The sequence below is a fragment of the Alcanivorax nanhaiticus genome, assembly GCF_000756665.1.
Lineage (GTDB): Bacteria > Pseudomonadota > Gammaproteobacteria > Pseudomonadales > Alcanivoracaceae > Alcanivorax > Alcanivorax nanhaiticus.
Window position 1 is genome coordinate 186,194 of the sequence record NZ_ARXV01000007.1, and the last position, 26,219, is coordinate 212,412.

The window sequence follows — 26,219 nt, forward strand, 5'->3', positions numbered from 1 at the left end:
CCACCGCCCGAAGCCACTCCTGCCGGGCGTGCAACTGGTCTCGTCTGATCTGCTCAAGATTGATGCCGCCGCGCGCGTCCCGGTAGCGGGCGGGGATGGGGTCGCTGGGCGGATTGCTGACAGGGCCTTGTGCGGCGTTACCGGGCCCCTGATCGCAGGGGCCTTGGCCATCCAATTTTTATTTGCTTTCTTTAATGCTTCTTGTCGTGTTGGGCGTGGCTTCAGCATGGTTTTCTTGCGTGATCCTGTTTTTATCTACCAAGAAAGCGTCCGGAGTTTATAAAAAATATATTGAGTCTGGTTTTGGTTCTCTGATAATGATTTTGGGGTTAACGAAATAAGGGACACCCATAAATTGGCGGATCTCCTACGCCATGAATGATTGATCTCTGATGTTGCGCTGATTGTTTGGTCAGCATTGTGGGGTCATGGATAAGCAAGGAGGCGTTCCATGACCCGTGCGAGTTATACCCAGCGCGGGAAATAGGGACGCCTGATCAAAATAAGGGACACCCATAAATTGGCGGATCTCCTACGCCATGAATGATTGATCTCTGATGGTGTGCTGATTGTTTGGTCAGTATTGTTGTGTCATGGATAAGCAAGGAGGCGCTCCATGACTCGTGCGCGTTATACCCAGGTATCGCTGGATTCCACGTCTTACTATCACTGTATCTGTCGCTGTGTGCGGCGGGCGTTTCTGTGTGGTCGGGACCACTATTCCGGCCAGGATTATGAGCATCGCCGCCAGTATTGTTGTGTCATGGATAAGCAAGGAGGCGCTCCATGACGCGTGCGCGTTATACCCAGGTATCGCTGGATTCCACGTCTTACTATCACTGTATCTGTCGCTGTGTGCGGCGGGCGTTTCTGTGTGGTCGGGACCACTATTCCGGCCAGGATTATGAGCATCGCCGCCAGTGGGTGGTGGATCGCCTTGCGGTGTTGGGTGAGGTGTTCGCCATCGATCTCTGTGCCTATGCGGTGATGTCCAACCACTATCATGTTGTTGTCCGTATCAATGAGAAACAGGCAAGCGGCTGGGGCGACACTGAGGTCGCTGAGCGATGGATGCAGTTGTTTCGTGGCCCGGAGGTGGTAAAGCGCTGGTTGTCCGGGCAGACAGAAGGGGGTGAAACACTTAAGGCGCTTGAAATCATCGGGCTGTGGCGAGAGCGGCTTTATGATCTTGGGTGGTTTATGAAGTGTCTGAATGAGTATCTGGCCCGTCGTGCCAATGAAGAAGACTGCTGTAAGGGGCGCTTCTGGGAAGGGCGTTACAAGTGCCAGGCGCTGCTGGATGAAAAGGCGGTGCTGCAGTGCATGGCGTATGTGGATCTGAACCCTGTCAGGGCAGCGATGGCGGCGACGCCGGAGGAATCTGACTATACCTCCATTCAGCAGCGGACAAGCGCGATCAGCGGCACTGGCAAGCAGAGCCAGACACCACGGTTATTGCCGCTGGTGGATGATACGCATGTTGAGGCCGATGATAATGAAACGGTTTTTCGGTTCCGATTGATGGACTATCTGGTGATTGTGGACAGTACAGGTCGCTCGATCCGTCATGACAAACGCGGAGCGGTTTCCCTTGAGGCTGCAGATATTTTAAACCGGCTTGGTATTAATGAATCTGTCTGGCTACAGCATATGAGGCCTAGACGGAAAAGGTTGCCGGTGGCAGTAGGAAGCGTGGTGAGGCTGAAAGAGTATGCGGCGCACACGGGACGTCGTTGGGTTGCGGGTCAGAGTCAGATGGTTTGTTGAGGACAATAAGTCGGAGTTCTTGAAAATCATGCGTGTCCCAGACTAAGCCCCTGCCCGTCGATGTGTGGTGAATCGCCTCGGTGTAAGAGATGGCTTACAGAGCATGGCGCTTAGCTGTTATAAGCTGTGATCTGATTAAGGGGGAATAAGAATGGTTGAGTGTATTAACGGTTGTGGTGGCATGGCCCCAACGCACTATGAAGGTGTGGAGATCGACGTCTGTGGAACGTGCTCCGGCGTATGGCTGGATTTTGGCGAGCTCACGGAAATCGTTGAGACCAGAGATGCCTCCTGGTCTGCAAATGTGATTGAGAAGACGTTGGCGTCACTGGGCGGGAAAGGGGTTCCTGCTGAAGAGCGTGAGCGGGAATTGACCTGTCGGGTCTGCAGCCTTGCGCTACCTGCTTCTAATTACCAGACCAATTCCGGTGTCATTGTGAATGCCTGCCCAGATGGTCATGGCGTATGGCTGGATTCTGGGGAGCTGGAGACGTTGCAGATTTACATGGAGCGTTGGCAGGACATTGCGGCGCGGGATTCTGGGCAGTACCAGGATCTGCTCCGCCAGATTGAGGCGGACTATGCTGAAAAAGAAAAACAGAGCCTGCGCGAGGGTCCGGCCTATTTCGATTTCATTAATATCTTCATTAATCGGCTTATTAATTTGATGGAATAGCGCGTTTTTGAACAAACGGAAATACACGACGCAGACAAATGGAAAGGTCTACCACTTGTGACGTGGAGGCTTTTGTCAAGGCAGGTTCTCTGGCCCGGCGAGAATATGAATATCGTCGTCAGCGGGCTCGGAGTCCTGCCTTGAGTTGCTGGCCTTCCCCTGATGGATGGTGAATAGCGGCGAATTCTGCAGAATCCGGCAAGAAATCGACAGTATCCGGTGCCCACGCTTGCCTATTACTCCCTTATCATGGTGTCCTCTCTGGCGCGGTGTTCACGGCGCCGTCGTTATTGTTACCCCTGAAATCCATTCCCGGGAGAGTTTATGAAAACCGTCGGTTACGCGGCTTTTTCCTCCGATGCCCACATGCAGCCTTATCATTTTGAGCGACGCGACTTGCGTGGCAATGATGTGGCCATCGAAATTTTGTACAGCGGGATATGTCATTCCGATTTGCATACGGTGAACGGTGACTGGGGCAAACAGCATTATCCGCTGGTACCCGGCCACGAGATCATTGGGCGGGTGATTGACGTGGGCCCGCAAGTGACCCGTTACCAGGTGGGCGACAATGTGGGCGTGGGCTGCATGGTCGACAGCTGCCAGGCCTGTGATCAGTGCGATCATGGTGAAGAGCAGTACTGTCGCAATGGTATGACCCCGACTTACGGTGCGCCGGATCGCATTGATGGTGAGATAACACAGGGCGGCTATTCCAAGCATATTGTAGTGCGTGAAGAGTTTGTGCTGCGCTTGCCAGAGGCGCTGGATCCGTCCCGTGCCGCTCCGATTCTGTGTGCGGGGATTACCACGTTTTCTCCACTGCGCACCTGGAACGTGGGCAAGGGAAGCCGGGTAGGGGTGATTGGTCTCGGCGGCCTTGGCCATATGGCGGTGAAGTTGGCGGTGGCCATGGGTGCAGAGGTGACGGTACTGAGTCGCTCTGCTCGCAAGGCAGAGGAAGCGGAAGGGCTGGGAGCTAAAGGCGTGTTGGTGTCCACTGATCGTGGAGCGATGAAAGCGGCTGCCGCCTCACTGGATTTGATTCTCGACACTGTGCCGGTACGTCACGACCTGAAGCCTTACCTGCCGCTGCTGGATGTGGATGGCACGCTGGTAATTGTGGGGCAGGTAGGTGACATGGACGACTTTGCTTCGGCCCCGATGATCTTTGGCCGTCGCCGCGTGGCGGGCTCACTGATTGGTGGTATCAAGGAAACCCAGGAAGTGCTCAACTTCTGTGCAGAGCACAATATCCACCCGGTCTGTGAAATCATTCGCCCGGATGAGGTGAATGATGCCTACACCGTGATGGCGAAAGGCGATATTGCCCACCGTTATGTGATGGACATGTCCAGCCTGGCGGTAGCGGATTAACGTCTGCTGAGCGGAAAACAACGGGGCCATTCAGGCCCCGTTTTTGTTTTGTGGCAGTAGGGCGTTATCGTTCAAGAACTTCGCGGGCTGCGCGAATGCCTGATTGCAGGGCGCCATCCAGATAGCCGCACCATTGCGTTGCGGTTTCGGTTCCGGCCCAGTGAATTCGCCCACAGGGCTCGCGCAGGGTATCACCAAAGGAGGTGATGACGCCGGGGGCTGTGTGAGCCACATAACAGCCGCGACTCCATGGTTCTTTTGTCCAGTCCTGTTCCACATAGGCGATGGGGTTGGCTGCCTCCTGCCCGAAGTAGTGAACCAGATCGGTGATGGCCTGCTGGCGCCGGGTGGCTTCATCGGTAGCGCTCATGGCGATGGCGTGGTCGGCATCCATGAAGCCCACCAGTACGCCCATGCCGTCATCATCCAGTGACTGGTCGAACACGACATTGAAAGCGCGATCGTTACTGACTACGGCACCGTTGAGTCCGCGCTGACGCCAGAACGGACGTTCGTAGGCCACATGGATCTTGATGACTGATCCCATGGGCATGCGCTCGAGCAGTGCGCTGCGCTTGGAGGGAAGCGGCTGGTTATATTGAATCTTGGCGGCCAGTACCGGCGGAACGGCCATGATCAGGTGGTGGGCACGATAGATCTTGCCGTTACTGCTCACGCTGACGCTATCGTGATGTTGCTCGACGCCTTGTACTGGCGAGTCGAGAACAACAGCGTCGCCCAGTTGCTCTGCCATGCGATGCGGGATCTGCCAGGCCCCGCCGGCAAACTTGTCCTGCTGTGCGCCTCCCTCAGTGCCAATCAGGGTCTCAAGGCTTTTTCCCTGACGCAGGTATTCAAGGAAGCACAGGTAGGATACCTGGCGAGGTTCGGCGCAAAGTACCGCTCGGGTGATGGTGCGTGCGAACTCACGAGCGCCGCGGGTGTGCACATGTTTGAGAATCCAGCTTTCCAGGGTGTGCGAGTCCCACTGTTCGGCTTTGGCGGCCAGCCAGGGTTCTGCGCTGTCTGGCAGGCTGCGCATTTCCTTGTTCCAGCGACGCTCCAGCAGGGCTAGCTCCATGAGTGACAGAAATGGGAGCTTGGGGATGTCTGATTTGTAGGTGCTGCGTTTGCCATCAAGGGAAAGAATGCTGGCGCCAGCGGTATGCTGGGGCAAGGTTTTGACACCGAGCGCACTGGCCTGCTCCAGTAGCAGGGTCTGCTGCGGGCCCACCCATTGACCGCCCAGATCGATAGTTTGCCCGGCGATTTCACCAGGCATGGAGCGCCCACCAACCCGATCACGCGCTTCCAGTACCCGTACCCGTTTGCCGGCTTGCTTCAACTCAAGAGCAGCCTTGAGCCCGGCGAGGCCGGCACCAACAATGATGACATCCTGCTCCGGATCAGTATGGTTCATGGTGTTCTCGCTCTTGCTCGGTATATTTTTGAGTGCAGGGTCTTTAATTTAGTAAACGCGTTCACTAAAATCAAGCCATGACTTCAACGACTTCGAAAACCACTCGCCGTGGCCGTCCGCCCCGCAGCCTGAAACAGGCCGCTGACGGCCGCCAGATGATTATTGATGCGGCGCGCACCTTGTTTGCCGATGAGGGCTATCACGGTGTCTCCATGCGCAAGGTCGCCACGCTGGCGGGTTGCTCGCCGGGGGCGCTGTACAAGTTATTCCCCGGCAAGCGCCAGTTGCTGCTGCATATCTGGGGGGAGATCTTTGCTGAGTTGATTGCGTTGCTGCAGCAGTGCTATGAGCGTTCCGAACCGGCCGAACGGCTGGAAGCCATGTGTCTGACGTTTGTGGACTTCTGGCTGTTGCGACCAGACGATTACCGCGCGATTTTCCTGATCCAGGACCAGCCCCAGGCTGAAGGAGACAGTTACTTCGTCGACAGCTCCGGCATTCAGCAAAGCTTGCAGGTATTCCGCCAGGCCGTGGTGGAGGCGCAGAAGCTTGGTGTGATTGGCGAGGGAGATCCGGATGAAAAACAGAATGTACTGATGTGCGGCATGCAGGGGGTGGCGTTGAATCTGATCACCATCCCTGAGTATCCATGGGGTGACCCGGAGGTGATCAAGCTGGCCACGGTGCGCGCATTGATTGCGGGTTTGTAACCCTGTGAAGGGCAGCATCAAAGCCACAAAGTTGGAGCTGAAGGCCATCGGGAAAAACCAGTGGATCATCATGCGCTGATTGGGGCGCCTCCGATCTTCGACAGGCCTCAGTTGTTTAATCAAGAAGGATGAGTAATGGATGGTTTAATGCAGTACGCCGGTATTGCCGCTTCAATCTGGATCGTTTTGGGTGTGTTTGTCGCCTCATTATTCTATCCGAACTACAGTCATTCCCGGCAGTTCTGTAGTGAACTGGGTGCCTTTGACAGCCCGGTACAAAAATTATCGCCAGCGATTAATAACTACCCGCTAGGCTTTCTTTTTATCGCGTTTGGCTATTATCTGGTCAGCGAGTTTGCCCCCCATGTGCTCACTATTTTCATCGGCGTGATGGTAATGGTTCACGGCCTGTGCACATGGATTTGCGGATGGTTCCCTATGGATGCAGATCCCTATACAACGGAACCGTCACTTAGCTGTCAGATTCATTCTTGGTCGGGCGTGGTGATGCTGATTTCGTTAATTGTTGCTCCAGCAATAGTGATTTGCTCGGATTTTTATCCCTCTTATCTCAGGATTTTTTCAGCAATCTGCATTCTCGGCTGTATTGGTTTTTCGTATAAGCTGGCTCAGGCGTTCAGCGCGAAAACGGTTCCAGGCCTTTATCAAAGGCTGAGTTATGGATGTCAGATTCTTTGGCTGTTCGGTTTTTCTTGCTTCATTGTTTCCTGAAATCAGGCCTGGCGCACCGGCATCTGATGTTCAAAAAAACCAGGACAAACGGATAAGGCTACGGGGAGGCTATGCTGGCCTTGCATCAAGGTTGATGCTGGTATTCCAGGGTGGTTTCCCCTAGCACTTCGCAGGCCTGCACAATTCGTGCTTCTACGCTTACCTTGTCGCCCTCTTGCAGATTCAGCTCAATGGCACCGGTGGTTTTGCTGTCCCCCCGAATAAGAAAGTCGCCACTTTCGCTGTCGATGCGGGTAACGCCGTTCTTTTCGGTTTTGCTGCGCAGCAGATAGGTCAAGGTGTTGTAGTTTCCCGCGCAGGTCACTTTCAGATTGAAGCTGTGGGTATCGCCAATGGCGCTGTGCAGGATGTCGAGCTGGCAGTCCTGTTCGGCATGGGCAGCAGAAGCCAATGTGCTCAGCAGGATTGAAGCAAGGGTGAGGGCGCGCATAGGGATTCTTTGTGGTGGAAAACCTGAAGCCTAAAAAAACTTCTGCAACGCTGCAATGCCGTGGCGTGATTCATGCGCTGATGGACTTTCTGACGGAGGCTGTGCGAGCTCAAAAGACGCGTTTGGCGGGCCCGTTACTTGCAGCCTCCTAGCCCATGGCTTCGTCGGGCCATGGGCCAGGGGAATGCGAGCGTCTGGCTAGGGAGTGATGCCCGCGAACGATACTCCGGACAGCGCAGCCATTTCCTTATGCCATGTGGTCAGGTCATCCTGATTAAACTGGTTAAGGTGGGTGTAGCCACAGGCACGTGCCATCACTTGCATCAGTTCTGTTGATGCGCTGAGGAAGCGGGCCAGGCGTGCGGCGGCCGGTTCGATGACCATGCGCTGGCGGAGGTGGGGCTTCTGGGTTGCGATGCCCACCGGGCAGTTGTTGGTGTGGCAGGCACGCATGCCCAGACAACCAATGGCTTGCAAGGCACTGTTTGACAGTGCCACCGCATCAGCGCCCAAGGCCAGTGCTTTGATGAAATCCGCTGGCACGCGTAACCCGCCGGTAATGATCAGGCTGACATCGTGGGCGTTGCAGCGATCGAGATGGGCCCGGGCGCGAGCCAGGGCGGGGATAGTGGGCACGGAAATGTTATCGCGGAATAACAACGGTGCTGCGCCGGTGCCACCACCTCGACCATCAAGGATGATGTAGTCGACACCGACTTCCAGAGCGGCATCAATATCTTTTTCGATATGCTGGGCTGAGAGTTTAAAGCCGATGGGAATGCCGCCGGTGGCGGCGCGAACCTGATCGGCGAAATCACGGAAATCCGCAGGCGTGGTCCAGTCGGGAAAACGTGCTGGTGATATGGCGCTTTCGCCTTCGGTGAGGTTGCGCACTTCGGCAATGCGTCCGATCACCTTGTCGCCAGGCAGGTGTCCGCCGGTGCCCGTCTTGGCAGCTTGCCCTCCCTTGAAGTGAAATGCCTGGCAGCGTTGTACTTTCTCCATGGAAAAACCGAAGCGTGCAGAGGCGAGTTCATAGAAGTAGCGATGGTTGGCCTGCTGTTCTTCATCCAGCATGCCGCCTTCCCCTGAGCAGATGCCGGTGCCGGCCTGTTCTGCGCCTGTGGCGAGCGCGGTTTTGGCTTCTTGGGACAGAGCGCCAAAGCTCATGTCTGATACCAGCAGGGGGATTTTCAGGGTTAGCGGTTTGCCGGCGCCGGGTCCGATGATGACGTCGGTGCCTACTGGTGTGTCGTCCAGCTGTGGGGGGCGGTGTAGCTGAGCCGTCAATACCTGGATGTCGTCCCAGCGCGGGAGAGAATGGCCTGGGACTCCCATGGCTGCCATGGGGCCGTGGTGACCTGTCTTCTCAAGACCGCTTTCTGCCAGTGCACGAATCGCTTTGACGTGAGGCTCGTCTTCCGTGCCTTTGAAGTCAGCATAATCTCCCTGATAGGTGTCTCGCTGAAATTTTTGCGGGTTGCTCTGCTCCCATTCGGCGATTTCATCGGCGTCTACCCACACCCCGCCCTCTTTGATCCAGGCGGAAAAGTGCTTCAGGTCAGCGCCGGGAAAGTGGACGTTCTTGCCGGTCTGGTATCGATAGGTGGAGCCATGGAGTCCGCATACCAGCTGTCCATTTGCGGCGTGACCATCCGCCATCAAGGCGCCACGGTGACGACAGCGGCCAAACAGCACTGACACCTGTTCGGCATCAGGCCAGCGAATAATCACCAGATCAACATTGCTGACCAGTGCATGGCGCGGTTGGTCGGCTATCAGTTCGTCCCAGTTGGCAATGCGTGTTTTGTTCATGTCGGCTCCATCCGGTTGGGGTGCCTGATTAACTTAGCCGGACTTTGGCGAAGGAGAAAGTGCCAGGTTCGGTATCAGAACCTGGCAACAATGAGGCTGCCGACATGGCGTGCCGATGAGCGTCAGTAGCCTAGCGTAAACCGTTGTTGCACATGCTGCGGCTGCTCCAGTTCATTGATCATTGCCACGGCATAATCCTGAACCGAAATCCGGCTGTTGCCGTCGGCATCGACAATCAGATCGTCCTTGCCCAACCGGAATTGCCCGGTACGTTCGCCGGGGAAAATCTCGGCTGCGGGGGCGAGCATGGTCCAGTCAAGGTCGGTTTCCTCTGCAAGCAGGGCAAGCGCATCCTGAGCACCGCGGGCGGTGCCTTCGTATTCTGCAGGAAAAGTCGGGGTGTCAATGAGCAAGGTATCGGCGTTCACGCGCAGTGCGCCTGCACCACCAGCGATCAGCAGGCGGGGTACGCTGGCTACTTTGCTTGCATTAATGATGGATCGCACGCCCTGTACGTAATACTCGCGCACATTGTCCTGGGCATGGCCGCTGAAAGCGCTGACTACCGCGTCAAATCCTTTCAGCTGCTCGGAAAGCAGCGCGGTGTCCTGCACATTCGTTTTTACGATGGTCAGATTGTCAGTGGCCTGCAGTTTGTCCGGCTGGCTGACCAGGGCGGAGACCTGGTGGCCACGTTGCAGGGCCTCTTCCCGCAGGGCGGAACCAATAAAGCCGCTGGCGCCTATCAGTGCAATATTCATGTGGTGTTCCTCGATGTATGCGTTGTCGATGAGGTAATGATGACGCTGGCTATTGATTCGATAAACGGCCATTCTGGCAATTCAGTGTTGTGAATATCTAAACAATGGTGATGGCTGTGGATGCAGATCTGGACTTGAATACCCTGCCCCTGTTTCTGGCTGTGGTGGACGCGGGCAGCTTTACGGCGGCTGCCGAGCAACTGGGTTGCAACAAGAGCAAGGTGAGCCTGGGAGTGAGGCGGCTGGAATCGCATCTGGGGGTAGCACTGTTCACTCGTACCACCCGGCAGGTGCAGCTGACCCAGGCCGGAGAGCAGTTTATGGCGGGTTGCGCTCCCCTGATGGTTCAACTCGATGAATTGATGTCGCAGGTGGAAGCAGATCAGCATGTGTTGCAGGGGGCACTGCGCATTGCCGCGCCGGAAGATTTTGCTGCCCAAGTGGTGGCGCCGGCGCTGGTGGCGTTTGCACAGCAGCATCCGCAATTGAATCTGGAGTTGCGCACCGGCGACAGCGTGGCAGACATGGTTCGTGAGGGGATTGATTTGTCCTTGCGACTGGGCTGGCTGAAGGACTCGACGCTGCGGGCCCGTCAGCTAGGTGACTTCGAGCAGTATCTGGTCGCCTCACCGGATTACCTTCGTGCCCACGGTACGCCGAAAAAGCCTGAAGCATTGGCGGATCATGCCTGGATTACCTTTACCCCCTTGCCGGCACCGCTCACGTGGCAGTTCAGTAAAGGCAAGCAAACCCGACAGATAAAAATGCAGTCACGATTTCGAGCCAACACCACCGCGGTGACCAAGCAGCTGTTGCTGGCTGGTGCGGGCCTGTCGGTGCTTGCTGATTCCATCGCGGCACCCGAATTGGCCTCAGGGAAATTGATCAGGGTATTGCCAGGATGGTCTCTGCCCAAGGGAGGAATCTACGCAGTGTTCCCGCCGGGCAAGCATGTGCCTGCAAGGGTGCGCAGTTTTGTGGAGTTTTTACAGCAACGCTTGTCGGACGTTAGATGATGGTTGTGTTGCTATTCCCATGCATGGATTCCCGAAACCGGATGTCGATGGTCTTACCGGGGAGCGTGTTCTGTCTGAGTTCTCATAACTGATGATTTTGGCCCTCAAGGGATGAGCTAGCCGCTATGATGTAGCGCACTGAACTCGTTTCAGTGATTGATGCGCGATTGCGTGCTTGAACATGATTTACAGGGATTATTCATGAGTCACTTTTATTCGGTTTTGGTCAAGGGAGCAGTAGGGGGCGTGGCGATGGTCGCGTTAACGGGATGTCAAATGATGGCGTCGAATTCGTCGTCATTTTCTTCTTCTGTTGTCAACAGCAGTACCGGAAAATTGGTGCCGGGGGAGCGTCTTAAGGGTGAGCTGACGACTCGGAGTCCTCTTAACGTCAAGGACGGTAGCCGCTATGAGATGTATCGTTTTTCTCTCGAAGCGGGAAGTATTGTCGAGATTGAAGTCGATGGCAGTTTCGAAAGCGTACTCTCACTCTACGATGACGAGGACGCGCTCTTGATGACAGATTCCACTGTGCGTCTCCGGTCAGAGGAGGGCGGTGATTATGCGGTTGTCGTCAGTGGTGATTCCTCGGACAGTTATGGTCCGTTCAGCATCAGTTCCAAAAATATCGAATTGAATGATACCGGGGTTCTGGTTGTGCCAGGCACGACCAGTGGCTGGCTGCAGTCGGAGCCGCGCAGTTATACATTCACGGTGAGTGAAAATTCGGCCTATCAGATAGATGTTGTCTCTGCTGACTTTGATTCTGTGTTGGTGATGGAGGGGCCGAATGGTTACTACACAGAAAACGATGATGGAGGTGAAGATAATAACGCCCGTATGGGGGATTTGCTGGTTCCCGGAGAATATACGCTGACGGTGGGTTCCTATGAGGGGCGTCAGGGGCTTTTCGATATCAAGATTTCTTCCCTCGACATTCAAATTACTGAGTCTGATACATTGTCGCTGGGTTCTGAGATCACCGGCTGGATGAGTGCTGGCTCAGATAGCTACTCTCTGGAAATTCAGGAAGAAGGCGAGTATCAAATCGATATGCGGTCACTCAGTCTGGATTCGGTGTTGGTGATTGAGGGGCCGGATGGTTTTTATGCAGAAGATGATGATGGTGGTGAGGATTATAACTCTCGCATTATTGAAACCCTCAAGCCGGGTAGCTATCAAGTGACTGCGCACCGGCACCCGGAGAGTGAGGCGCATAGTGGTGTCTACTCACTGTATGCGGGGCGGCGTTAGTCCCTTCCTGTAGGAGGCATGGGCAGGCGTCGCTGAGATCGTGCTGCCCATGCAACCGCCACTTCGGCAAACCTCCCCGGAAAGTCTGGGCCAGACGGTGATCCTGCATAGGGATGGCCAACAATTGGCTCCCCCCGACCTGTTATTCCCCAAAGGGCTGGCAGCACTATAGCTAGCCGAGGAACAACGATTGCCAGAGGAATGCTGATGAAAGCAGTGGTATGCCACCACGGCGAGTTTGAAGTACAGGATGTAGCAGAGCCGCAACCCGAGAAAGGGCAGATTCTGCTGAATGTGTTGCGGTGCGGTATCTGTGGTTCGGATCTGCATGCGCGCCATCATGCCGATGAACTAGCCGAGGCCACCGAGCGTGTCGGTTATCCGCATATCATGCGCAGCCATGAGCATGTAGTGCTGGGGCATGAGTTTGTGGGTGAGATTGCCGATTATGGCCCGAAGACTCATCGTCGCTGGAAGGCCGGCAAGCGTGTTGTGGCGATGCCCATGCGCCGCAACAACGGGGTGGTTCACCTGACCGGACTATCCACTGCTGCTCCTGGTGCCTACGCCGAGCGGGTGTTGGTGGAAGAGTCGCTGGCGTTTCCGGTCACCAACGGCATTTCTGACGATCATGCGGCGCTGACCGAGCCGATGGCAGTATCGCTGCATGCGGTAAACCGTTCTGGTGTTAGTCGTCGTGATACGGCGATTGTGATTGGTTGCGGCCCAATTGGTCTCGGTGTGATTGCCATGCTGAAGGCCAAAGGCGTAAAGCACATCGTGGCCAGTGATTTCTCAGCGACCCGACGCAGGTTGGCGAGGGCCATGGGCGCCCATGTGGTGGTGGATCCTACTCAGGGTAGTCCTTATGACGGTCTGGCCAAACGCGGTTTTGTGGTGGATGCGCCACAGCTGTTTGATATGGCGCTGGATGGCATGGCCATGCTGCGCATGACACCGTTGCCCTGGGAGCCGTTGTGGCGGGCCGCCGAAGTGGCCGGCGTGACTAACCCGAAAAGACCGGTGATTTTTGAGTGTGTCGGGGTTCCGGGGATGATCGACAGCATCATCGCCGAGGCGCCGCTGCGCTCTTGCATTGTAGTGGCAGGCGTATGCATGAAGCAGGACCGGATTTACCCGGTGAATGCCATTAACAAGGAAATCGATTTGCGCTTTACGCTTGGGTACATGCCTATCGAATTCCGTGATGCGCTGCATATGATTGCCGAAGGGAAAGTGAACGTTGAACCGTTGATTACCGGCACGGTGGGTTTGTCCGGTGTGGATGAAGCCTTTAGTGCGCTGGGTAATCCGGAGCAGCATGCCAAGATCCTGATTGATCCGCGCAAGGGGTGAGGCTGGCTGCTTGTGGCGCAATGAAGTCTCAATCATTCTCCGTTTCAGTATGCCCCATCAAAAGGCCGACATCCTGGTGTGATCTCGGCCTTGGTCTTATCATTAATAACTGTCCATATGTACAGTTTGATGGTAACGTTCCCTGAACCGATATCCGATACCAGGGGGATGCATGATTCAGGGAAGTTGTTGTTGTGGCGCGGTGCAATTTGAGTTGACGGATGTGCCGGGGATGTTGGGCATGTGTCATTGCAGCCGCTGCCGCAAGGTTGGGGCCAGTGCATTGGCGTTTGTGAAGCAGGAGCAGTTTCGGCTCGTTGCGGGACGAGAGAACATTACCACCTTCAAGGCTGAGCCGCCCTATAAGTATGACCGGAATTTTTGCTCTGTCTGTGGCACTGCCTTGGGTGAGGTGCTGTCGGATATGGCGTCGTTCCCGATCAATGCCCACTGTATCGATGGCGATATCGAGCTTGAGAATACCTTCCATGAATTCGTTTCCGAGAAGCCCTGCTGGTATGTGATCGGGGATGATGCCAAGCAGTTCAGCGAGCATCCTCACGAATGAAATCGTTGTCTTGACCCGGGTTTAATCTGGCTGTTAGATTCAAGACAGATTTCAAGAGTGATGATCAGGCGAAAATGAACACGATGTTTTCCTGTAAACACAAGGCCAAGAAACGGGCAGCTTTTGTCCGGGCCGGGTGCTGCATGGAAAAAATCTGATTTCACTCTGATTCAGTTTTTATCAAACCCGGTCGCGGATGCGCGACCGGGTTTTTTATTGCCCGCGCGCAGCCTTCGACACCAACAGAAGGATGTGAAAATGCAGGAACGTAGACACTTTTCAGGATCACTGGTAGCGCTGGTTACACCGTTCAACGGCGATGCCGTGGATACGGAGGCGCTGGAACGCTGTGTTGACTATCAGCTTGCCGGAGGCACACAGGGGGTGGTGGTAGCTGGCACCACCGGAGAGGCTCCGGTGCTGTCGAAAGGGGAATATGCGGCCTTGGTGGCTGCGGTATGTGAACAGGTGGCCGGGAAGGTGCCGGTGATTGCCGGGGCGACCTCCTATGATCCCCGGGAAGCTGTGGAACTGGCCGCGCTGGCAAAGCAGCACGGGGCAGACGGGCTGCTGTGCGCGGCAGGGTATTACAACCGGCCCGATCAGGAAGGGCTTTATGGCCATCTCCGTTATCTGCACGATCATTCTGAACTGCCGATTCTGCTCTACAACATTCCTCCGCGTACTATCGTGGATATTTCGCCCGACACTCTGGCGCGGTTGTCCGAGCTGGAACGGGTGGTTGGGGTCAAGGATGCTTGCCGGGATCTTGCCAGGCCCATGGAGGAGAGGATGCGCATTACCCGGTGTTTCAGTTTTCTATCTGGTGATGATTGTACAGCGGTGGCTTATAACGCCATGGGCGGCAACGGGGTGATCAGTGTGATTGCCAATGTGTTGCCGCAGCTGAGTAGGCAGCTTCAGGATGCGTGCCGTGACAATGACTATGCAGCAGGCCGTGAGTTTCAGGCTGCCGTCACGCCACTGATTGAGGCATTGTCTTTGGCTCCCAATCCATCGGCGATCAAGTATGCCTGCTCATTGCTGGATCTGTGTCAGCCAGAGTGTCGCCTGCCTATGGTGCCATTGTCTGACGCCGCGAAGGCGTCAATCCGGACGGCGATGGCGCCGTGGCTCATGCCCGTATCCCGGCAATCTCCAGCAAAGGTCGGCTGAGCTTTTTCTGTAGGACATTTGCCATTGTCTGCGTACGAAAATCTTTATAGTTTTGTCTGCGGGGGATGGGAAAACAGGCTGTGGGGGGAGTCATGCCGCTATTGATATTATCCATTTTGATCCAGCTGGCGCTGGTGGTTCATGTGATGAAAACCGGGCGCAATACCAGCTGGATTTACATTCTGCTGTTCTTTCCGCTGATCGGCGGGTTGGCCTATGTGATTGTGGAGCTGTTGCCGTCCATGGGGCAGAGTCCGGGAGGCCAGCGTATGCGTCGTAGTATGTCGAAGACGTTGAACCCGCACCGTGAGGTGCGTGAGGCCGCGCAGAATTTTAGTGTGGCCAGTACGGCATCCAACGCGTTGGTGCTGGCGGAACAGCTGATGGAAAAGCAGGCCTATGAGCAGGCAAGGGAAGTGCTGGAGCACAGCATGACAGGCCTGCATGCCACCGATCCCGAGTTGATGATGGCGCTGGCGAAGGCCCTGTTTGGCCAAGGTGAATACCTGGCTTGCCTGGAGACCCTGGATGATTTCAAACAGCATAATCCCCAGCGAACCAGTGAGGAGGGGCATTTGTTATACGCTCGCGCTCTTGAGAAATCGGGGCGCGTCAACGATGCCCGTACTGAGTATGAGGTGCTGGCTGGATATGGCTCGAGCCCCGAGCCTGCTTGCCGGCTGGCCAGAATATTGGCTGAAGCTGGCGATGTGGCGGCCAGCAAGGATCTCTATCGTTCTGTGGTAGAGAAGGCTCGCGTGTCAGGCAAACATTATCATCGTTTGCACAGGCGCTGGATCCAGATTGCTGAGGAAAACGCCGCCTGACGCGATGAGGCGGGCGTTGCTAGAGCCATGCAGTCAACAGGCCGCCAAGGTACAGCCCCATCCCGAATACCCCATGGGTGATCAAGCTTTGCGTGCGTGCTCGGGATGGCATTGGGGCCTTGCTCGCGGCAATGCCCATTCCCATCCCCGGCTGCATCAGGAAATACGGCGCAATCACGGTGACTATCCCGGTGGCCAGTGCGGGGCCTGGAGTGGGGTTATCGATCCAGCTTGTTCCGGCAAAAACGAATAGCAAAATGGCAAAGCTGATACCTGTCAGATAGTGGGCGACCCAGCCTGCCAGGCGCTCCCCTTTTTGTGCCGGCGATGCACCTATGGCCTGGTGCAGAAACTGGCCATGACGCATGTGCAATAACCAGCGTCCTACCATGGCGTAATTAGGACGTGGGCCGAATGCCTGGGGCCGCAGCCATCCCCAGAGATCCATAACCAAAGTGGCGGTAATGCCAATCACCAGGGCGTTAAGAGTGACGTCAGTGAGTTCGTGTGTGTCCATGTTGCTCTCCTTGGGCCTCGACTTTTATGCGCTCATGCTATGCTGCAGCTTCAAGCTGACTTGAGGTCAAGGTGATGCTGGATATTTCTGAAGTGGTACAGCGCACGGGGGTGCCGGCATCCACGTTGCGCTATTACGAGGAAAAAGGGCTGATTGTTTCCACGGGCCGGCGGGGTCTGAAGCGGGTGTTTTCTCCGCAGGTGCTGGATCAACTTGGATTGATTGCCTTGGGGCAGGCTGCGGGATTCAGCCTGGACGAGATTGGCGCGATGTTTGCCGCTGATGGTGAACCGCATATTGATCGTGCGGTGCTGCTGAGCAAGGCAGAGACGCTGGATGACACGATCCGCAAGTTGACCGCCATGCGGGATGGGCTGCGCCATGCGGCCCGTTGCTCTGCTCCCAGCCATTTGGAATGTCCCTCCTTTCGGCGTCTGATGAAGGTGGCTTCTGCGCGGGCGAAAGTGGATAAGCGCCGTGTGCGTAACTGATGCAGGATCTGGCGGGCGATGATTCTATTCCCCAACCCAGAGAAACAAGTCGGCCAATTTGCGAAGAGTTGTGTCATGTCTCGGTGCGGGTGAATCCATTAGTCTCGAATTCAGCGATGAGACATGGATTTGAACGGGGCAATGGATGGCGGTGAAGACAGGCATGCGGGCTGCTTTTGAAAGGCCAGCAAGGGATGTGCGTGGACTGGCAGTGGCGTTTTTCCTGCTGGTGAGCACCGGCGGCCATGGGCAGCGGGTGATGTCAGAACAGGTTAAGGCCGGAGAAGTGTTGTTCTGGGAGCGCTGTGCCGCTTGCCATGAATCGGGTTTGCGTAATGCGCCTCTTATTGGCAACAGGAAGATGTGGGCGTCGCGCATTGCCAAAGGAGAAGCTGTGCTGCTTGAGCATGCCATTCATGGATTCAACCGGATGCCACCACGGGGCGGGCATCCCGACCTTGGCGATGAGGATCTTCATAACATTGTTCGCTACATGATCTTTGTCGCGGAAGATCTGTGACTTTTCTTGCTGGGGTTTTGTTGGATGGGGTCTGCTGTCGGGCAGGTTGGTCGTAGAGCGTCAAGCTCTGAAAACCGGGTTAACCCAGCGTTAGAAATGGCACCAGTGTCACCGCTAATAATGCCGTGACGGCGATCAGTATACCCAGCGCTCGTAGCGGTTGTTCGCGCAGCCGTTGTGGCAGTGTGGGGGCTGTACCTTCTTGGCGGGCTTGCTGGTAGCGGAGCCGTTGATTGCGGGCGCGCTCTTGCTGATAGTCGTTGACCAGCGCCTTGGCTTTTTCCTTGTCATCCGGATTGCTTAGCCAGATACCACCAAAGGAAATACCCCACAGGCTGGGTGCGGTTTCATAGAAAGGAATCTGGTGTTCCTCAAGCAGCGCACGAACCTCTTCGGCTTCGTCATCGGGAACTTGGCGCAGATTGAGTAATAGTGTCGTCATGGGTTTAAGGAACCGTCCTTGATTCAATGGATGGTGGCATTGTGCCATAAGCCGATCGACGCAGCTTTGATCTACTGCGCGTTTTGACAGACGGCGATGCGATTCCTGTCGCGCCTTATAGTTTCACTTTTCTTGTCTGCACGCGGGAGGCGGTCTGGATGCGATGACGCGCAAGCGGAGGGCATCCCATGAAACGCTGTTCGGCGTTCCATGGGATGTGTTTCCAGGATCAGTTGTTCCGGCGGCGCAAGCCCAGCGCCGCCAGTCCGGTTAGCAGGGCCATGCCCAGGCTGCCTCCGAAATCGAACGGGTGCTCAGCCACGGCTTCTGCGGTAGCGCCGTTGACTACGCCGCCACGTAACAGGATACGGCCATTGCGCTTGCCGTCGGCATCATGGTCTGCGCCATCGGTGACGGTGAGGCTGATGCAGTTGTCGCCCTGGTTTAGCCCGCTGTGGAACTCGGCGCTGCCCGGAGAAGGGCAGTAGCCAGGGGCGCCGGGCGCGGATTGTGCTGCCGCCACGGTAACCCAGTCGCTACTGGCCAGGGCAAGGAAGCGAGCGCTGGCCGGGAGCGGACTGGACTGGGGCACAATCACCACGGTGCTGGCACCGGGGTAGAGGCCGTCGATGATGATGTCGTGCGCTTCTGTGGCGGCATCGGTACGAATGCCGGCAGGCAGCGACACATTGAAGGTGTCGATCAGACTCTGGATATCGAGGGTGGCTGCGCCGTTACCCTGTGCCAGGCTGGTGGCACCCAGTTGCAGCGTCAGGCCGGGCTCGGTTTCCAGCAGGAACTGATCGGCAATGCCGGGGCGGGCCTGGAGAACACGGGCCATGCCCATGGCATCCAGATAATCAGGCACACCATCGTTGTCGTCGTCGCCAAAGCCTTCCACGTCATCGGCTGGGCCGTCACTGTCACTGTTTTCACTGCCCAGTACAGGGGCGGAGTCGAGAATATTCAGTGTCAGGTCGGTGTGGTCGGCCAGGGTGCCGTCGGAGACCGCCAGCGCTACGGTGTAGGTGCCAGTGGTGAGCAGGGCCGGGTCGAAGGTGAAGGTGGCATCATCCATGTCGGTATCCACCAGCTCGGCATCGGTGTCGCTCCAGTCGTTAGTGAGGCTGTCCGCCGGGTTGGCATCGCTGACGTTGGCGGTGACGGTCACCGGGCCCTGGTCGGTAATCACGATACGGGTCGGACGACCGTTCTGGCTGGCGATCAGTGTCGCGGTCGGAGCCAGATTATCTTCGTGGATCACGATTTCCTGCTGGGGGTAGAGGCCGGGCACGGCTTCGTCTGGACCGAGAGTGCTCATCACAAGTTGCAGGGTTTCGTTGCCCTCGCCAATGCCATTATCAGTGAAGGTCATGGAGAAACCGTTTTCGAGTCTGGGTTCGTGAGTAGGCTTGAAAAGGTAGATCTCCGGTACGGGCAAACTGTAATCCGAGCTGTTCGCATTGCCGCTCAGGGTAAAGGGCAAATAAATGCCTGGGCTCATGAAGGGGCCGCTGAGATACGCGGTTGCCGTCAGGGAGCCTCCTTCGGCACCATGCAGTGTCGGCGCAAAGCTGACTTGCGGAGTGATAAAAAGCCGCTGGGTCACGGTGGCGGTATTACCGGCCTGGTCGGTGGCGGTGCGTTCAATAACGTTGAGGCCAGACATCACGTAGGCGGTGTCCGGGGTGGCGGTAATCGGGCCATCCCGGCCGTCCTGGCCTATCAGTTCCCCCAGTTCTACCCGTGTGAACAGGCCGGTGGCACCAAGTTCGATATCTGCTGGTGTGGCCAGTACCGGCGGATAGTCATCCTCGGTTGGGTTGGAGCTGTTGTTGAACTCATCAAGATTGCTGATGCCATCTCCGTCCAGATCTCCGCTGGCATCGCTGGCGTCATAGGGATCAAGTCCTGCGTTCTCTTCGAAGTCGTTGTCCATGCCGTCATCATCGATGTCGCTGTCATCCACATCGGGGATGGTGTCGCCATCGAAATCGGCCAATACGGTCACCGAGAAACTGAGGGTGGCGGTGCTGTTGCCGTCATCCACGGTCAAGATCATGTTGGCGGTGTTACCCACATCAGCGTTGGCGGGTGTGCCGGTGATGGCGCCGGTGTTGTTATCGACGCTGGCCCAGTCCGGTTTGCCGGTCAGGGAAATCGTCAGGTCGTCACCCTCAGCGTCGGAAATCGTGGGAGTAAAGCTCCACGGTACGTTTTCCACTGCGCTCTCCAGAGGTGTGCCATCGATCACCGGGGTGTCATTGCTGGCGGTGATGCTCAGGTTCACGGTGAAATCGGCATGGCCGCCGTCACTGTCCGAGACGCGTACGATAAAGCTGTCGACACCGAAGTAGTTGGCATTGGGTGTGTAGTCGATTTGTGGAACGGGGCCGCTACCGGTGACGGTCGCTGTGCCATGGCTGGCCGCTGAAAACAGACTCCAGACGAGGGTGTTGGCGGTGCCGTCTTCCACATCACTGGCATTCAGTTGCAGGGTGAACGCGGTGGGCGTGTTGTCTTCATCAATGGTGAGGTTGACGGCATTGCCTTGCTCAATGGCGGGGACATCGTTTACCGATACCACTGTGACGTTGAACGCATGCTCGGCGGTGCCGCCGACGCCATCCTGTACTTGCACGGTGTAGTTGTCCGCGCCGTAGTAATGCAGATCCGGGGTGTAGACTACCGTGGTGCCGCTGATGTCGAGAGTACCGTGCAGTGGCTGCTCGGTGGCAATCATGGTCAGTTCGGTGTTGTCCACGTCGCTGGCATTGAGCGTCACCGTGAGGCTGTTGTCCTCGTTGGTCGCATAGTTGCCGGTGGGCCCTTCGTTGATAACCGGATCATCATTTTGGGCAGCGAAGGTCAGGCTGGCAGATACGTTGGCGCTGGACAGAGTGCCATCGCTGGCACGCCAGGCGAAGCTGGTGCTACCGGACCAGTTACTGGCAGGGGTGAAAGTCAGATGGTCGAGTGTGTCGAGATTCATCGGCGTGCCGAGAGAAACCGGGTCACCATTGGCTTTGCTGAGTGTGCCGGTGCCGACGGGCAGGCTGTGGATAATGATCGACACCGCCTGGCCATCCAGTTCGGTGATGGTGTTGGCAAAGGCTGAGGCAGGAATGGTCAGCGGTGTGTCTTCCTGGCCGCTCAGTGAAAAGGCGGTGGCCGCCGGCGGGCGATTGACCGTCAGGGTAAAGTTTTGGCTTGCGTTGGGTGACACGCCGTTGCTGGCAGTGATGCCCAGCGAGTAACTGCCGGTGCTGTTGGTCGGAGTACCGCTGAGGATGCCGCTGCTGCTAAGGGTAACGCCGCTGGGCAGGCTGCCACTGGTAAGACTGAAGGTGGGTGCTGGATAGCCATCTGCGGTAACGGTGAAGCTGCCGGGCAGTCCTTGCTGGAAGGTAGTGGATGCACTGCTGGTAATGCTGGGTGGGCCTTCCACAGCCAGGGTGAAGTTCCTGGTGACGGCGCCAACGCTGCTGGACGCTTTGACCTGCAGCGGGTAGCTACCGCCAGACCCGGTTGCGGGAGTCCCGGTGATGCGGTGGTTGGCATTGTCCCAGGTAACGCCTGCGGGCAGGGCCCCGGTCAGGCTGATGCTCGGTTCCGGTACCCCGGAGGCGGCGAACTGTACCGGGCTGGCGGCCTCCCCTTCGCGGAAGGTGGCGCTGGCCGGTGCTGTGGTAAATTCCGGCGGGAAGCTGCCGCCACCAGGGGTGACATACACCGAGTCCATCACTACCTGGGTAGTGTCGGCATTGGTCGCGTAGTTGGTCGGGAAGGCCAGCCAGACCTTGATCTGGGTGATGCTGGAAAAGTCGGGTTGTTGCCCTTGATAAAAGCACACCGGGTTAACATCGCAGTAGAAATTCAATGCCAGTGACTGGCCGCCGGGAACCTCACCAATACTGGTGCTGTAGGTGCCGGTTTTACCGCCACCGGTGACATTGATGCTGACCTGTAGTGCAGACTCGCCCTCCAGGGCTTCCGGGCGGGTGATGCTGTCCATTACCAGGAAGAACTGATCATTGGTACCGCCGTCAGTGAGGTCAATGGGGCTGGAAAAGTGATAAACCAGTTCCACTGCACCGGCGGTGTTGCCATTGCCGCCCAGGGTGAGCTGGGCCTTGCCGCCGGATTCCGAGAAGGTGGACCCATTGGTGGTGGTAGACGTACTGGGTAATGGATGCTGGGTGACGGTCCGGTTTGCGCTACCGATCACTGGTGTAAAACCGTCGATCTGAATAAAGTCTGCTTGCGCAGCGCCGGACAGCATTGCGCCCGCTAGCACCATAAGGGCCAGCGCAAGTCGCCAGAATTGCATGATGTTCCCCCGCAGAGCCAAATGTCTGGCTCCAGTGTTGTGTTTTATTTGCTTGCCAAAAATAGCATACGGGGGGCATTTGGGAATCGCTCAAATGGGTGAGCCGGTGGGGCTGGCGGCTGTTTGGGCCGACTTTTTTATATCATTTTCCTGATAATTATCATCAGGCTGGTCGGGGGGAGGGCTGGCGTCATGAATACCCGCTCGGAAGAGGCATTGAATGCGAGCATGTTGGCGGAGCCGCAGGACCAGTTGCGCATGCAGGAAGGAGAGCATTTTGAGCTCCCCGGCGTGCAGGGGCGTATGGAAAAAATCGAGTTTGGCAATGGTCTGTTTCTGCACCTTGCGGAGCTGGATGTACAGCAGGATTCTTTCTTTGCGGTACAGAATTACATGCCGCCGGGCTGGATTGGCGGCAGTCTGAACATACTGGGCGACATGCAGATTCAGCCTCCCGGAATGGGAGCGTTTTCCTGTAGTGACGACGAGGCCTTGATCATGCGCGTCGATATTCCAGGAACCCGTTATCTTCTACCCGCCTCCCAGCTCATTCGTCATGTGGGCGTTACCTGCACTCTGGATTCACTTTCCCGACGCTTTTCTGGTGATATTCCTGAGGGGCTTGCGGCATTTCTGGGAGCAGGAGTAGAAGAAGTGGTGATGCTCCGAGTGGGGGTATCCACGCAAATGCGCAATGTGGCGACCAGCATGTTTTCCCGTCAAATCCATGGGCCGGGGCGTCGTTTTCAGTTGGAGGCGCTGGCCATCCAGTTTCTTTATGAACTGATTGAAGGCTTCTGTGGCATGGAAGCGGATGAGCAACAGGCCATTCAGGAATGGGAGCGAGCGGCAGTGGAGGCCTTGATGGCGCGCATTGCTGCTGAGCCGGGGAGGGGTTGGCTGGCAGGGCAGCTGGCTGAAGAGGCGGGAATGACAGAGGCGCGCTTGAATGTGTTGTTTCGCTTGCTGGCGGAAAAGCGCTGTGCAGAGTATATCCGTGAGCAGCGTATGCGGCGGGCCAGACGTTTACTGGAAGAGGGCAAGTTGCATCTCAAACAGATTGCTGCAGAAGTGGGTTTCAGTCATGTGAGTAACTTCTCCCGTGCCTACAAACGCTGGTTCGGTGAAAATCCGGGGCGCGCTCTGCGCCGCAAAGAACCGGACTAGCGCTCCGCCCAGGTAAAAAATTAGAGAAAATTATTATAAGCCCTGAAGGGTAGTTCTGTTTTGATATAAAGGAAAAATAAGTTCAGTAAATCATGGGGTTGGAATTCTCTCCGACAGAGGGCGAGCGGAGGCACGCCTTTGGTCGATGTTGGCCTGCGCGAGGATAAGGCGCACATTACTAAGACATGAAACGGGTTTGACCCGGTATTCCCCCCAGGGAAGGGGAGGTTATGACTACGCTATCACTGGATTCCGTCACTCATTCGCTGGGCGTGAGTTATGAACGCATGGTGGAGATGGCGGATGAGGGTATCTGGGCTCTGGATCACATGGCCCGGATCCAATTTGTTAATCCTCGCCTGGCATCCATGCTTGGCTATTCACAGGCTGAGCTGTGCGGACATTCAGCCATGGAATTTCTTGATTCCAGAGAGTCCCGCGCGCTGGCACACATTACGCTTACCAATCGCAAACGTGAGAATGATGAGCATCAGGAACTCAGGTTTTGCCACAAGGATGGCCGCCTGTTACTGGTGAAGGTGGGTAGCACGCCGTTGTTTGACAAGGGTGGCAACTACACCGGTTCGCTGGGGGTGCTCACGGATATGACGCGGCGGGCCCAGATGGAGACGCGGGAAGCCGCCCGTGCCCGTGCGTTGTATTTGATTGCTACCGGGGCAGAGCTGCATGCGGTGCTGGATGCGATTGTGCTGGGAGTAGAGGCCCAGCATCCGCAAACCCTGTGCAGTATTCTGTTACTCGACGACAGTGGCGATCATGTTTTGCTGGGCTCCGCACCGCATCTTCCCGATTTCTATAATCAAGCCATTCACGGTGCGCTCATCGGACCGCGGGCGGGTTCGTGTGGCACGGCAGCGTATACCGGAAAACGGGTCATCGTGGAAAATATTCACACTGACCCGTTGTGGGATGACTATCGCCCCCTTGCTCAACAGGCCGGGTTGGGAGCGTGCTGGTCTGAGCCAATTCGCAGCAGCAGTGGCAAGGTGCTTGGCACGTTCGCGATTTATCATCGCAGTCCTCATCGCCCTGATGATGAGCACATTGAAACCATCGCCGCCTCTGCCAGTCTTGCTGCCATTGCCATAGAGAGAAGTCTGGATCGGCAATGCTTGCTGGAACTGAATGCGGATCTGGAGAAGCAGGTACGCTTGCGTACATTGGAACTGAACCGCGAGAAAGAACGCGCGGAGGCGGCAAGTCGTGCCAAGAGTGATTTTGTCTCCAATATCAGCCACGAAATTCGCACGCCAATGCATAGCATTCAGGGGTTGCTGGAATTGGTAGGCAATACGTCTCTCACGCTGGACCAGCGGGACTATCTGGGCAAGATGGATCATGCGGTTCAGCATCTCTTGGGTATCATCAATAACGTACTGGATTTCTCCCGTATCGAGACCGGAAAATTTCAGCTGGATCGTCAGCATTATTCTCTGCGTTCGGTGCTGAACAATGTGGAGAGTCAGTTGGCTAACAGCGCTTCAAGCAAGGGGTTGAGGTTGCTGTTTATGGTGGCGGAAGAGGTGCCAGATAACCTTTATGGTGATCCTCTGCGTCTGGGCCAGGTGCTGATCAACTATATCGGTAATGCGATCAAATTCAGTGAGCGCGGCGAGATCAAGGTATCCGCCAGATTGATCAGCCGAGATGGGCGCACCTGCAAGTTGCGTTTCCTGGTCAGGGATCACGGCATCGGAATCAGTCAGGACGTGCAGAAAAAGCTCTTCCAGCCCTTTGAGCAGGCGGATGGTTCTACCACTCGGGAATATGGAGGGACTGGGTTGGGGCTGGCGATCTGCCGGAAAATTGTGGAAGAAACCGGGGGCCAGGTGGGGGTAGAGAGCGAGCCGGGAAAAGGTAGTGAGTTTTGGTTTACCACCCGGATGGGGGTCACCAACGGGCGGGCGGTGGTGCAATCTGACGTTCTTGAGGACGAAGAAGCGCAGCGCTTGCAGGGGCGGCGGATCCTGCTGGTGGAAGACAACGAAGTCAATCAGATGGTCGCCAAAGAGCTATTGTCACGAGCCGGCGTTGAAGTGGAGGTGGCGGCTAATGGTAAGCAGGCTTTGCAAGTGTTGGAGCATGACCGCTTCGATGCTGTGCTGATGGATGTGCAGATGCCGATCATGGATGGCTATGAAGCGACGCGGTTGATCCGCGAAGACCCTGAGCTGCATGATGCGGTGGTCATCGCAATGACCGCCAATGCGGGCCGGGAAGACAAGCAGGCGGCGTTTTCCGCCGGAGTGGATGATTTCGTCAGCAAGCCGATTCGGGCACTGAGGTTGTACCAGGCATTACTGAAGAATATGAAGACTTGATGAGACGCGAGGTTTGTTGCCTGCCGGAAGCAGGGTTTGCGTCATTCAGGGATAAACGTTGTGATTGGCGGGATGTCTGCCCTTGCCAGGGCGTCAGTTAGCCACAAGACTGGGGGCGGCCAATCATTGCCGGGCAGGATACTGGCGAAATAACCATTCCGTAGAGGCAGGAGGCCACAGCGGGGAGAAGTTGGGGTGTGCGATGTTGAATGTGTTCCGGGCTGCCAGTGTTGCGGAGGGACTGTCCTTTCTGGTGATTCTCAGTGTCAGCCTTGGGGTGATCAGTCGGGATTATGTCTTCATGCTGGGCATGACCCATGGGGTGCTGTTTCTGGCATATATGGTGCTGTCACTGTGGGTAAGTAATAGTCGCAACTGGTCTGTGATTGTGTGGTTGTTGATCTTCCTTGCCGCCCTGGTGCCCTTTGCTTTTATTGCGGTGGAGTTTTTCCTGCGGCGCGAGCAGGTGGGTGCATCCCTGCCGGGCGAGCCCGCCTGATCTGC

At 56.4% G+C, this 26,219-nt stretch carries 24 protein-coding genes; 17 read left to right on the top strand and 7 right to left on the bottom strand.

What is annotated here, in order from left to right:
• The first annotated feature begins 616 nt into the window (after positions 1-616).
• The 4 genes from Y5S_RS19870 (at position 617) to Y5S_RS10700 (ending at position 3,820) form a co-directional block, all read left to right on the top strand.
• Positions 617-790, top strand: a complete 174-nt coding sequence (locus Y5S_RS19870) for a hypothetical protein (RefSeq protein WP_407921417.1) — start codon at positions 617-619, stop codon at positions 788-790.
• Positions 787-1,767 (top strand): transposase, encoded by a 981-nt coding sequence (locus Y5S_RS10690; RefSeq protein ID WP_035232886.1) that lies wholly within the window; start codon positions 787-789, stop codon positions 1,765-1,767. The genes Y5S_RS19870 and Y5S_RS10690 overlap by 4 nt, the downstream gene beginning before the upstream one ends.
• Before the next feature lie 151 nt (positions 1,768-1,918).
• Positions 1,919-2,443: a zf-TFIIB domain-containing protein gene (locus Y5S_RS10695; protein ID WP_035232888.1), complete on the top strand. Its 525-nt coding sequence runs from the start codon at positions 1,919-1,921 to the stop codon at positions 2,441-2,443.
• A 324-nt stretch (positions 2,444-2,767) separates the two neighbouring features.
• On the top strand, positions 2,768-3,820 hold the full coding sequence (locus tag Y5S_RS10700; protein ID WP_035232890.1) for an NAD(P)-dependent alcohol dehydrogenase: 1,053 nt from the start codon (positions 2,768-2,770) through the stop codon (positions 3,818-3,820).
• A 64-nt stretch (positions 3,821-3,884) separates the two neighbouring features.
• On the opposite strand, the gene Y5S_RS10705 is transcribed toward Y5S_RS10700, so the two are convergent.
• Positions 3,885-5,240 (bottom strand): flavin monoamine oxidase family protein, encoded by a 1,356-nt coding sequence (locus Y5S_RS10705; RefSeq protein ID WP_035232892.1) that lies wholly within the window; start codon positions 5,238-5,240, stop codon positions 3,885-3,887.
• A gap of 77 nt (positions 5,241-5,317) precedes the next feature.
• On the opposite strand from Y5S_RS10705, the gene Y5S_RS10710 reads away from it, so the two are divergent.
• Positions 5,318-5,950 carry a TetR/AcrR family transcriptional regulator gene (locus Y5S_RS10710; protein WP_035232894.1) on the top strand — a complete coding sequence of 211 codons (633 nt, stop codon included), beginning with the start codon at positions 5,318-5,320 and terminating at the stop codon, positions 5,948-5,950.
• Between the two features lie 135 nt (positions 5,951-6,085).
• Positions 6,086-6,682 (top strand): DUF998 domain-containing protein, encoded by a 597-nt coding sequence (locus tag Y5S_RS10715; RefSeq protein WP_035232896.1) that lies wholly within the window; start codon positions 6,086-6,088, stop codon positions 6,680-6,682.
• An 85-nt stretch (positions 6,683-6,767) separates the two neighbouring features.
• Here the strand turns inward: Y5S_RS10715 and Y5S_RS10720 are convergent, their stop codons facing one another.
• The 3 genes from Y5S_RS10720 to Y5S_RS10730 form a co-directional block, all read right to left on the bottom strand.
• Positions 6,768-7,133: a hypothetical protein gene (locus Y5S_RS10720; RefSeq protein ID WP_035232898.1), complete on the bottom strand. Its 366-nt coding sequence runs from the start codon at positions 7,131-7,133 to the stop codon at positions 6,768-6,770.
• Between the two features lie 198 nt (positions 7,134-7,331).
• Positions 7,332-8,948: a glutamate synthase-related protein gene (locus tag Y5S_RS10725; RefSeq protein WP_035232899.1), complete on the bottom strand. Its 1,617-nt coding sequence runs from the start codon at positions 8,946-8,948 to the stop codon at positions 7,332-7,334.
• A 122-nt stretch (positions 8,949-9,070) separates the two neighbouring features.
• Complete coding sequence (locus Y5S_RS10730; RefSeq protein ID WP_231552667.1) at positions 9,071-9,781, bottom strand: NAD(P)-dependent oxidoreductase; 711 nt, start codon at positions 9,779-9,781, stop codon at positions 9,071-9,073.
• Positions 9,782-9,819: 38 nt separating this feature from the next.
• On the opposite strand from Y5S_RS10730, the gene Y5S_RS10735 reads away from it, so the two are divergent.
• The 6 genes from Y5S_RS10735 to Y5S_RS10760 all read left to right on the top strand — a co-directional run bounded on the left by Y5S_RS10735 (position 9,820) and on the right by Y5S_RS10760 (position 15,906).
• Positions 9,820-10,725, top strand: coding sequence for a LysR family transcriptional regulator (locus Y5S_RS10735; protein WP_052041540.1), 906 nt, complete (start codon positions 9,820-9,822; stop codon positions 10,723-10,725).
• 276 nt (positions 10,726-11,001) lie between these two features.
• A complete protein-coding gene (locus Y5S_RS10740; protein ID WP_156107719.1) occupies positions 11,002-11,979 on the top strand; it encodes a hypothetical protein in 978 nt (325 codons plus the stop codon).
• A gap of 207 nt (positions 11,980-12,186) precedes the next feature.
• A complete protein-coding gene (locus Y5S_RS10745) occupies positions 12,187-13,335 on the top strand; it encodes a zinc-binding dehydrogenase (protein WP_035232903.1) in 1,149 nt (382 codons plus the stop codon).
• A 172-nt stretch (positions 13,336-13,507) separates the two neighbouring features.
• The gene (locus Y5S_RS10750) at positions 13,508-13,903 is read left to right on the top strand and encodes a GFA family protein (RefSeq protein ID WP_035232905.1); all 396 of its coding nucleotides are present in this window, start codon (positions 13,508-13,510) and stop codon (positions 13,901-13,903) included.
• 258 nt (positions 13,904-14,161) lie between these two features.
• Positions 14,162-15,079, top strand: a complete 918-nt coding sequence (gene dapA / locus Y5S_RS10755; protein ID WP_052041528.1) for a 4-hydroxy-tetrahydrodipicolinate synthase — start codon at positions 14,162-14,164, stop codon at positions 15,077-15,079.
• Between the two features lie 92 nt (positions 15,080-15,171).
• Positions 15,172-15,906 carry a hypothetical protein gene (locus Y5S_RS10760; protein ID WP_035232907.1) on the top strand — a complete coding sequence of 245 codons (735 nt, stop codon included), beginning with the start codon at positions 15,172-15,174 and terminating at the stop codon, positions 15,904-15,906.
• A 19-nt stretch (positions 15,907-15,925) separates the two neighbouring features.
• Here Y5S_RS10760 and Y5S_RS10765 read toward each other — a convergent pair whose 3' ends face one another.
• The gene (locus tag Y5S_RS10765; protein ID WP_035232908.1) at positions 15,926-16,423 is read right to left on the bottom strand and encodes a DUF2938 domain-containing protein; all 498 of its coding nucleotides are present in this window, start codon (positions 16,421-16,423) and stop codon (positions 15,926-15,928) included.
• A 74-nt stretch (positions 16,424-16,497) separates the two neighbouring features.
• On the opposite strand from Y5S_RS10765, the gene Y5S_RS10770 reads away from it, so the two are divergent.
• Positions 16,498-16,914: a helix-turn-helix domain-containing protein gene (locus tag Y5S_RS10770; protein WP_035232909.1), complete on the top strand. Its 417-nt coding sequence runs from the start codon at positions 16,498-16,500 to the stop codon at positions 16,912-16,914.
• 145 nt (positions 16,915-17,059) lie between these two features.
• The gene (locus Y5S_RS10775) at positions 17,060-17,434 is read left to right on the top strand and encodes a c-type cytochrome (protein WP_052041529.1); all 375 of its coding nucleotides are present in this window, start codon (positions 17,060-17,062) and stop codon (positions 17,432-17,434) included.
• Between the two features lie 79 nt (positions 17,435-17,513).
• On the opposite strand, the gene Y5S_RS10780 is transcribed toward Y5S_RS10775, so the two are convergent.
• The gene (locus tag Y5S_RS10780) at positions 17,514-17,876 is read right to left on the bottom strand and encodes a DUF6164 family protein (RefSeq protein ID WP_035232910.1); all 363 of its coding nucleotides are present in this window, start codon (positions 17,874-17,876) and stop codon (positions 17,514-17,516) included.
• A gap of 229 nt (positions 17,877-18,105) precedes the next feature.
• The gene (locus tag Y5S_RS10785; protein ID WP_035232911.1) at positions 18,106-22,206 is read right to left on the bottom strand and encodes a tandem-95 repeat protein; all 4,101 of its coding nucleotides are present in this window, start codon (positions 22,204-22,206) and stop codon (positions 18,106-18,108) included.
• Positions 22,207-22,398: 192 nt separating this feature from the next.
• On the opposite strand from Y5S_RS10785, the gene Y5S_RS19160 reads away from it, so the two are divergent.
• The 3 genes from Y5S_RS19160 (at position 22,399) to Y5S_RS10800 (ending at position 26,214) form a co-directional block, all read left to right on the top strand.
• A complete protein-coding gene (locus Y5S_RS19160; RefSeq protein ID WP_052041530.1) occupies positions 22,399-23,373 on the top strand; it encodes a helix-turn-helix domain-containing protein in 975 nt (324 codons plus the stop codon).
• 230 nt (positions 23,374-23,603) lie between these two features.
• Positions 23,604-25,715: an ATP-binding protein gene (locus Y5S_RS19165; protein WP_052041531.1), complete on the top strand. Its 2,112-nt coding sequence runs from the start codon at positions 23,604-23,606 to the stop codon at positions 25,713-25,715.
• A 202-nt stretch (positions 25,716-25,917) separates the two neighbouring features.
• Positions 25,918-26,214: a DUF3817 domain-containing protein gene (locus tag Y5S_RS10800; protein ID WP_035232912.1), complete on the top strand. Its 297-nt coding sequence runs from the start codon at positions 25,918-25,920 to the stop codon at positions 26,212-26,214.
• The last annotated feature ends 5 nt before the right edge of the window (positions 26,215-26,219 follow it).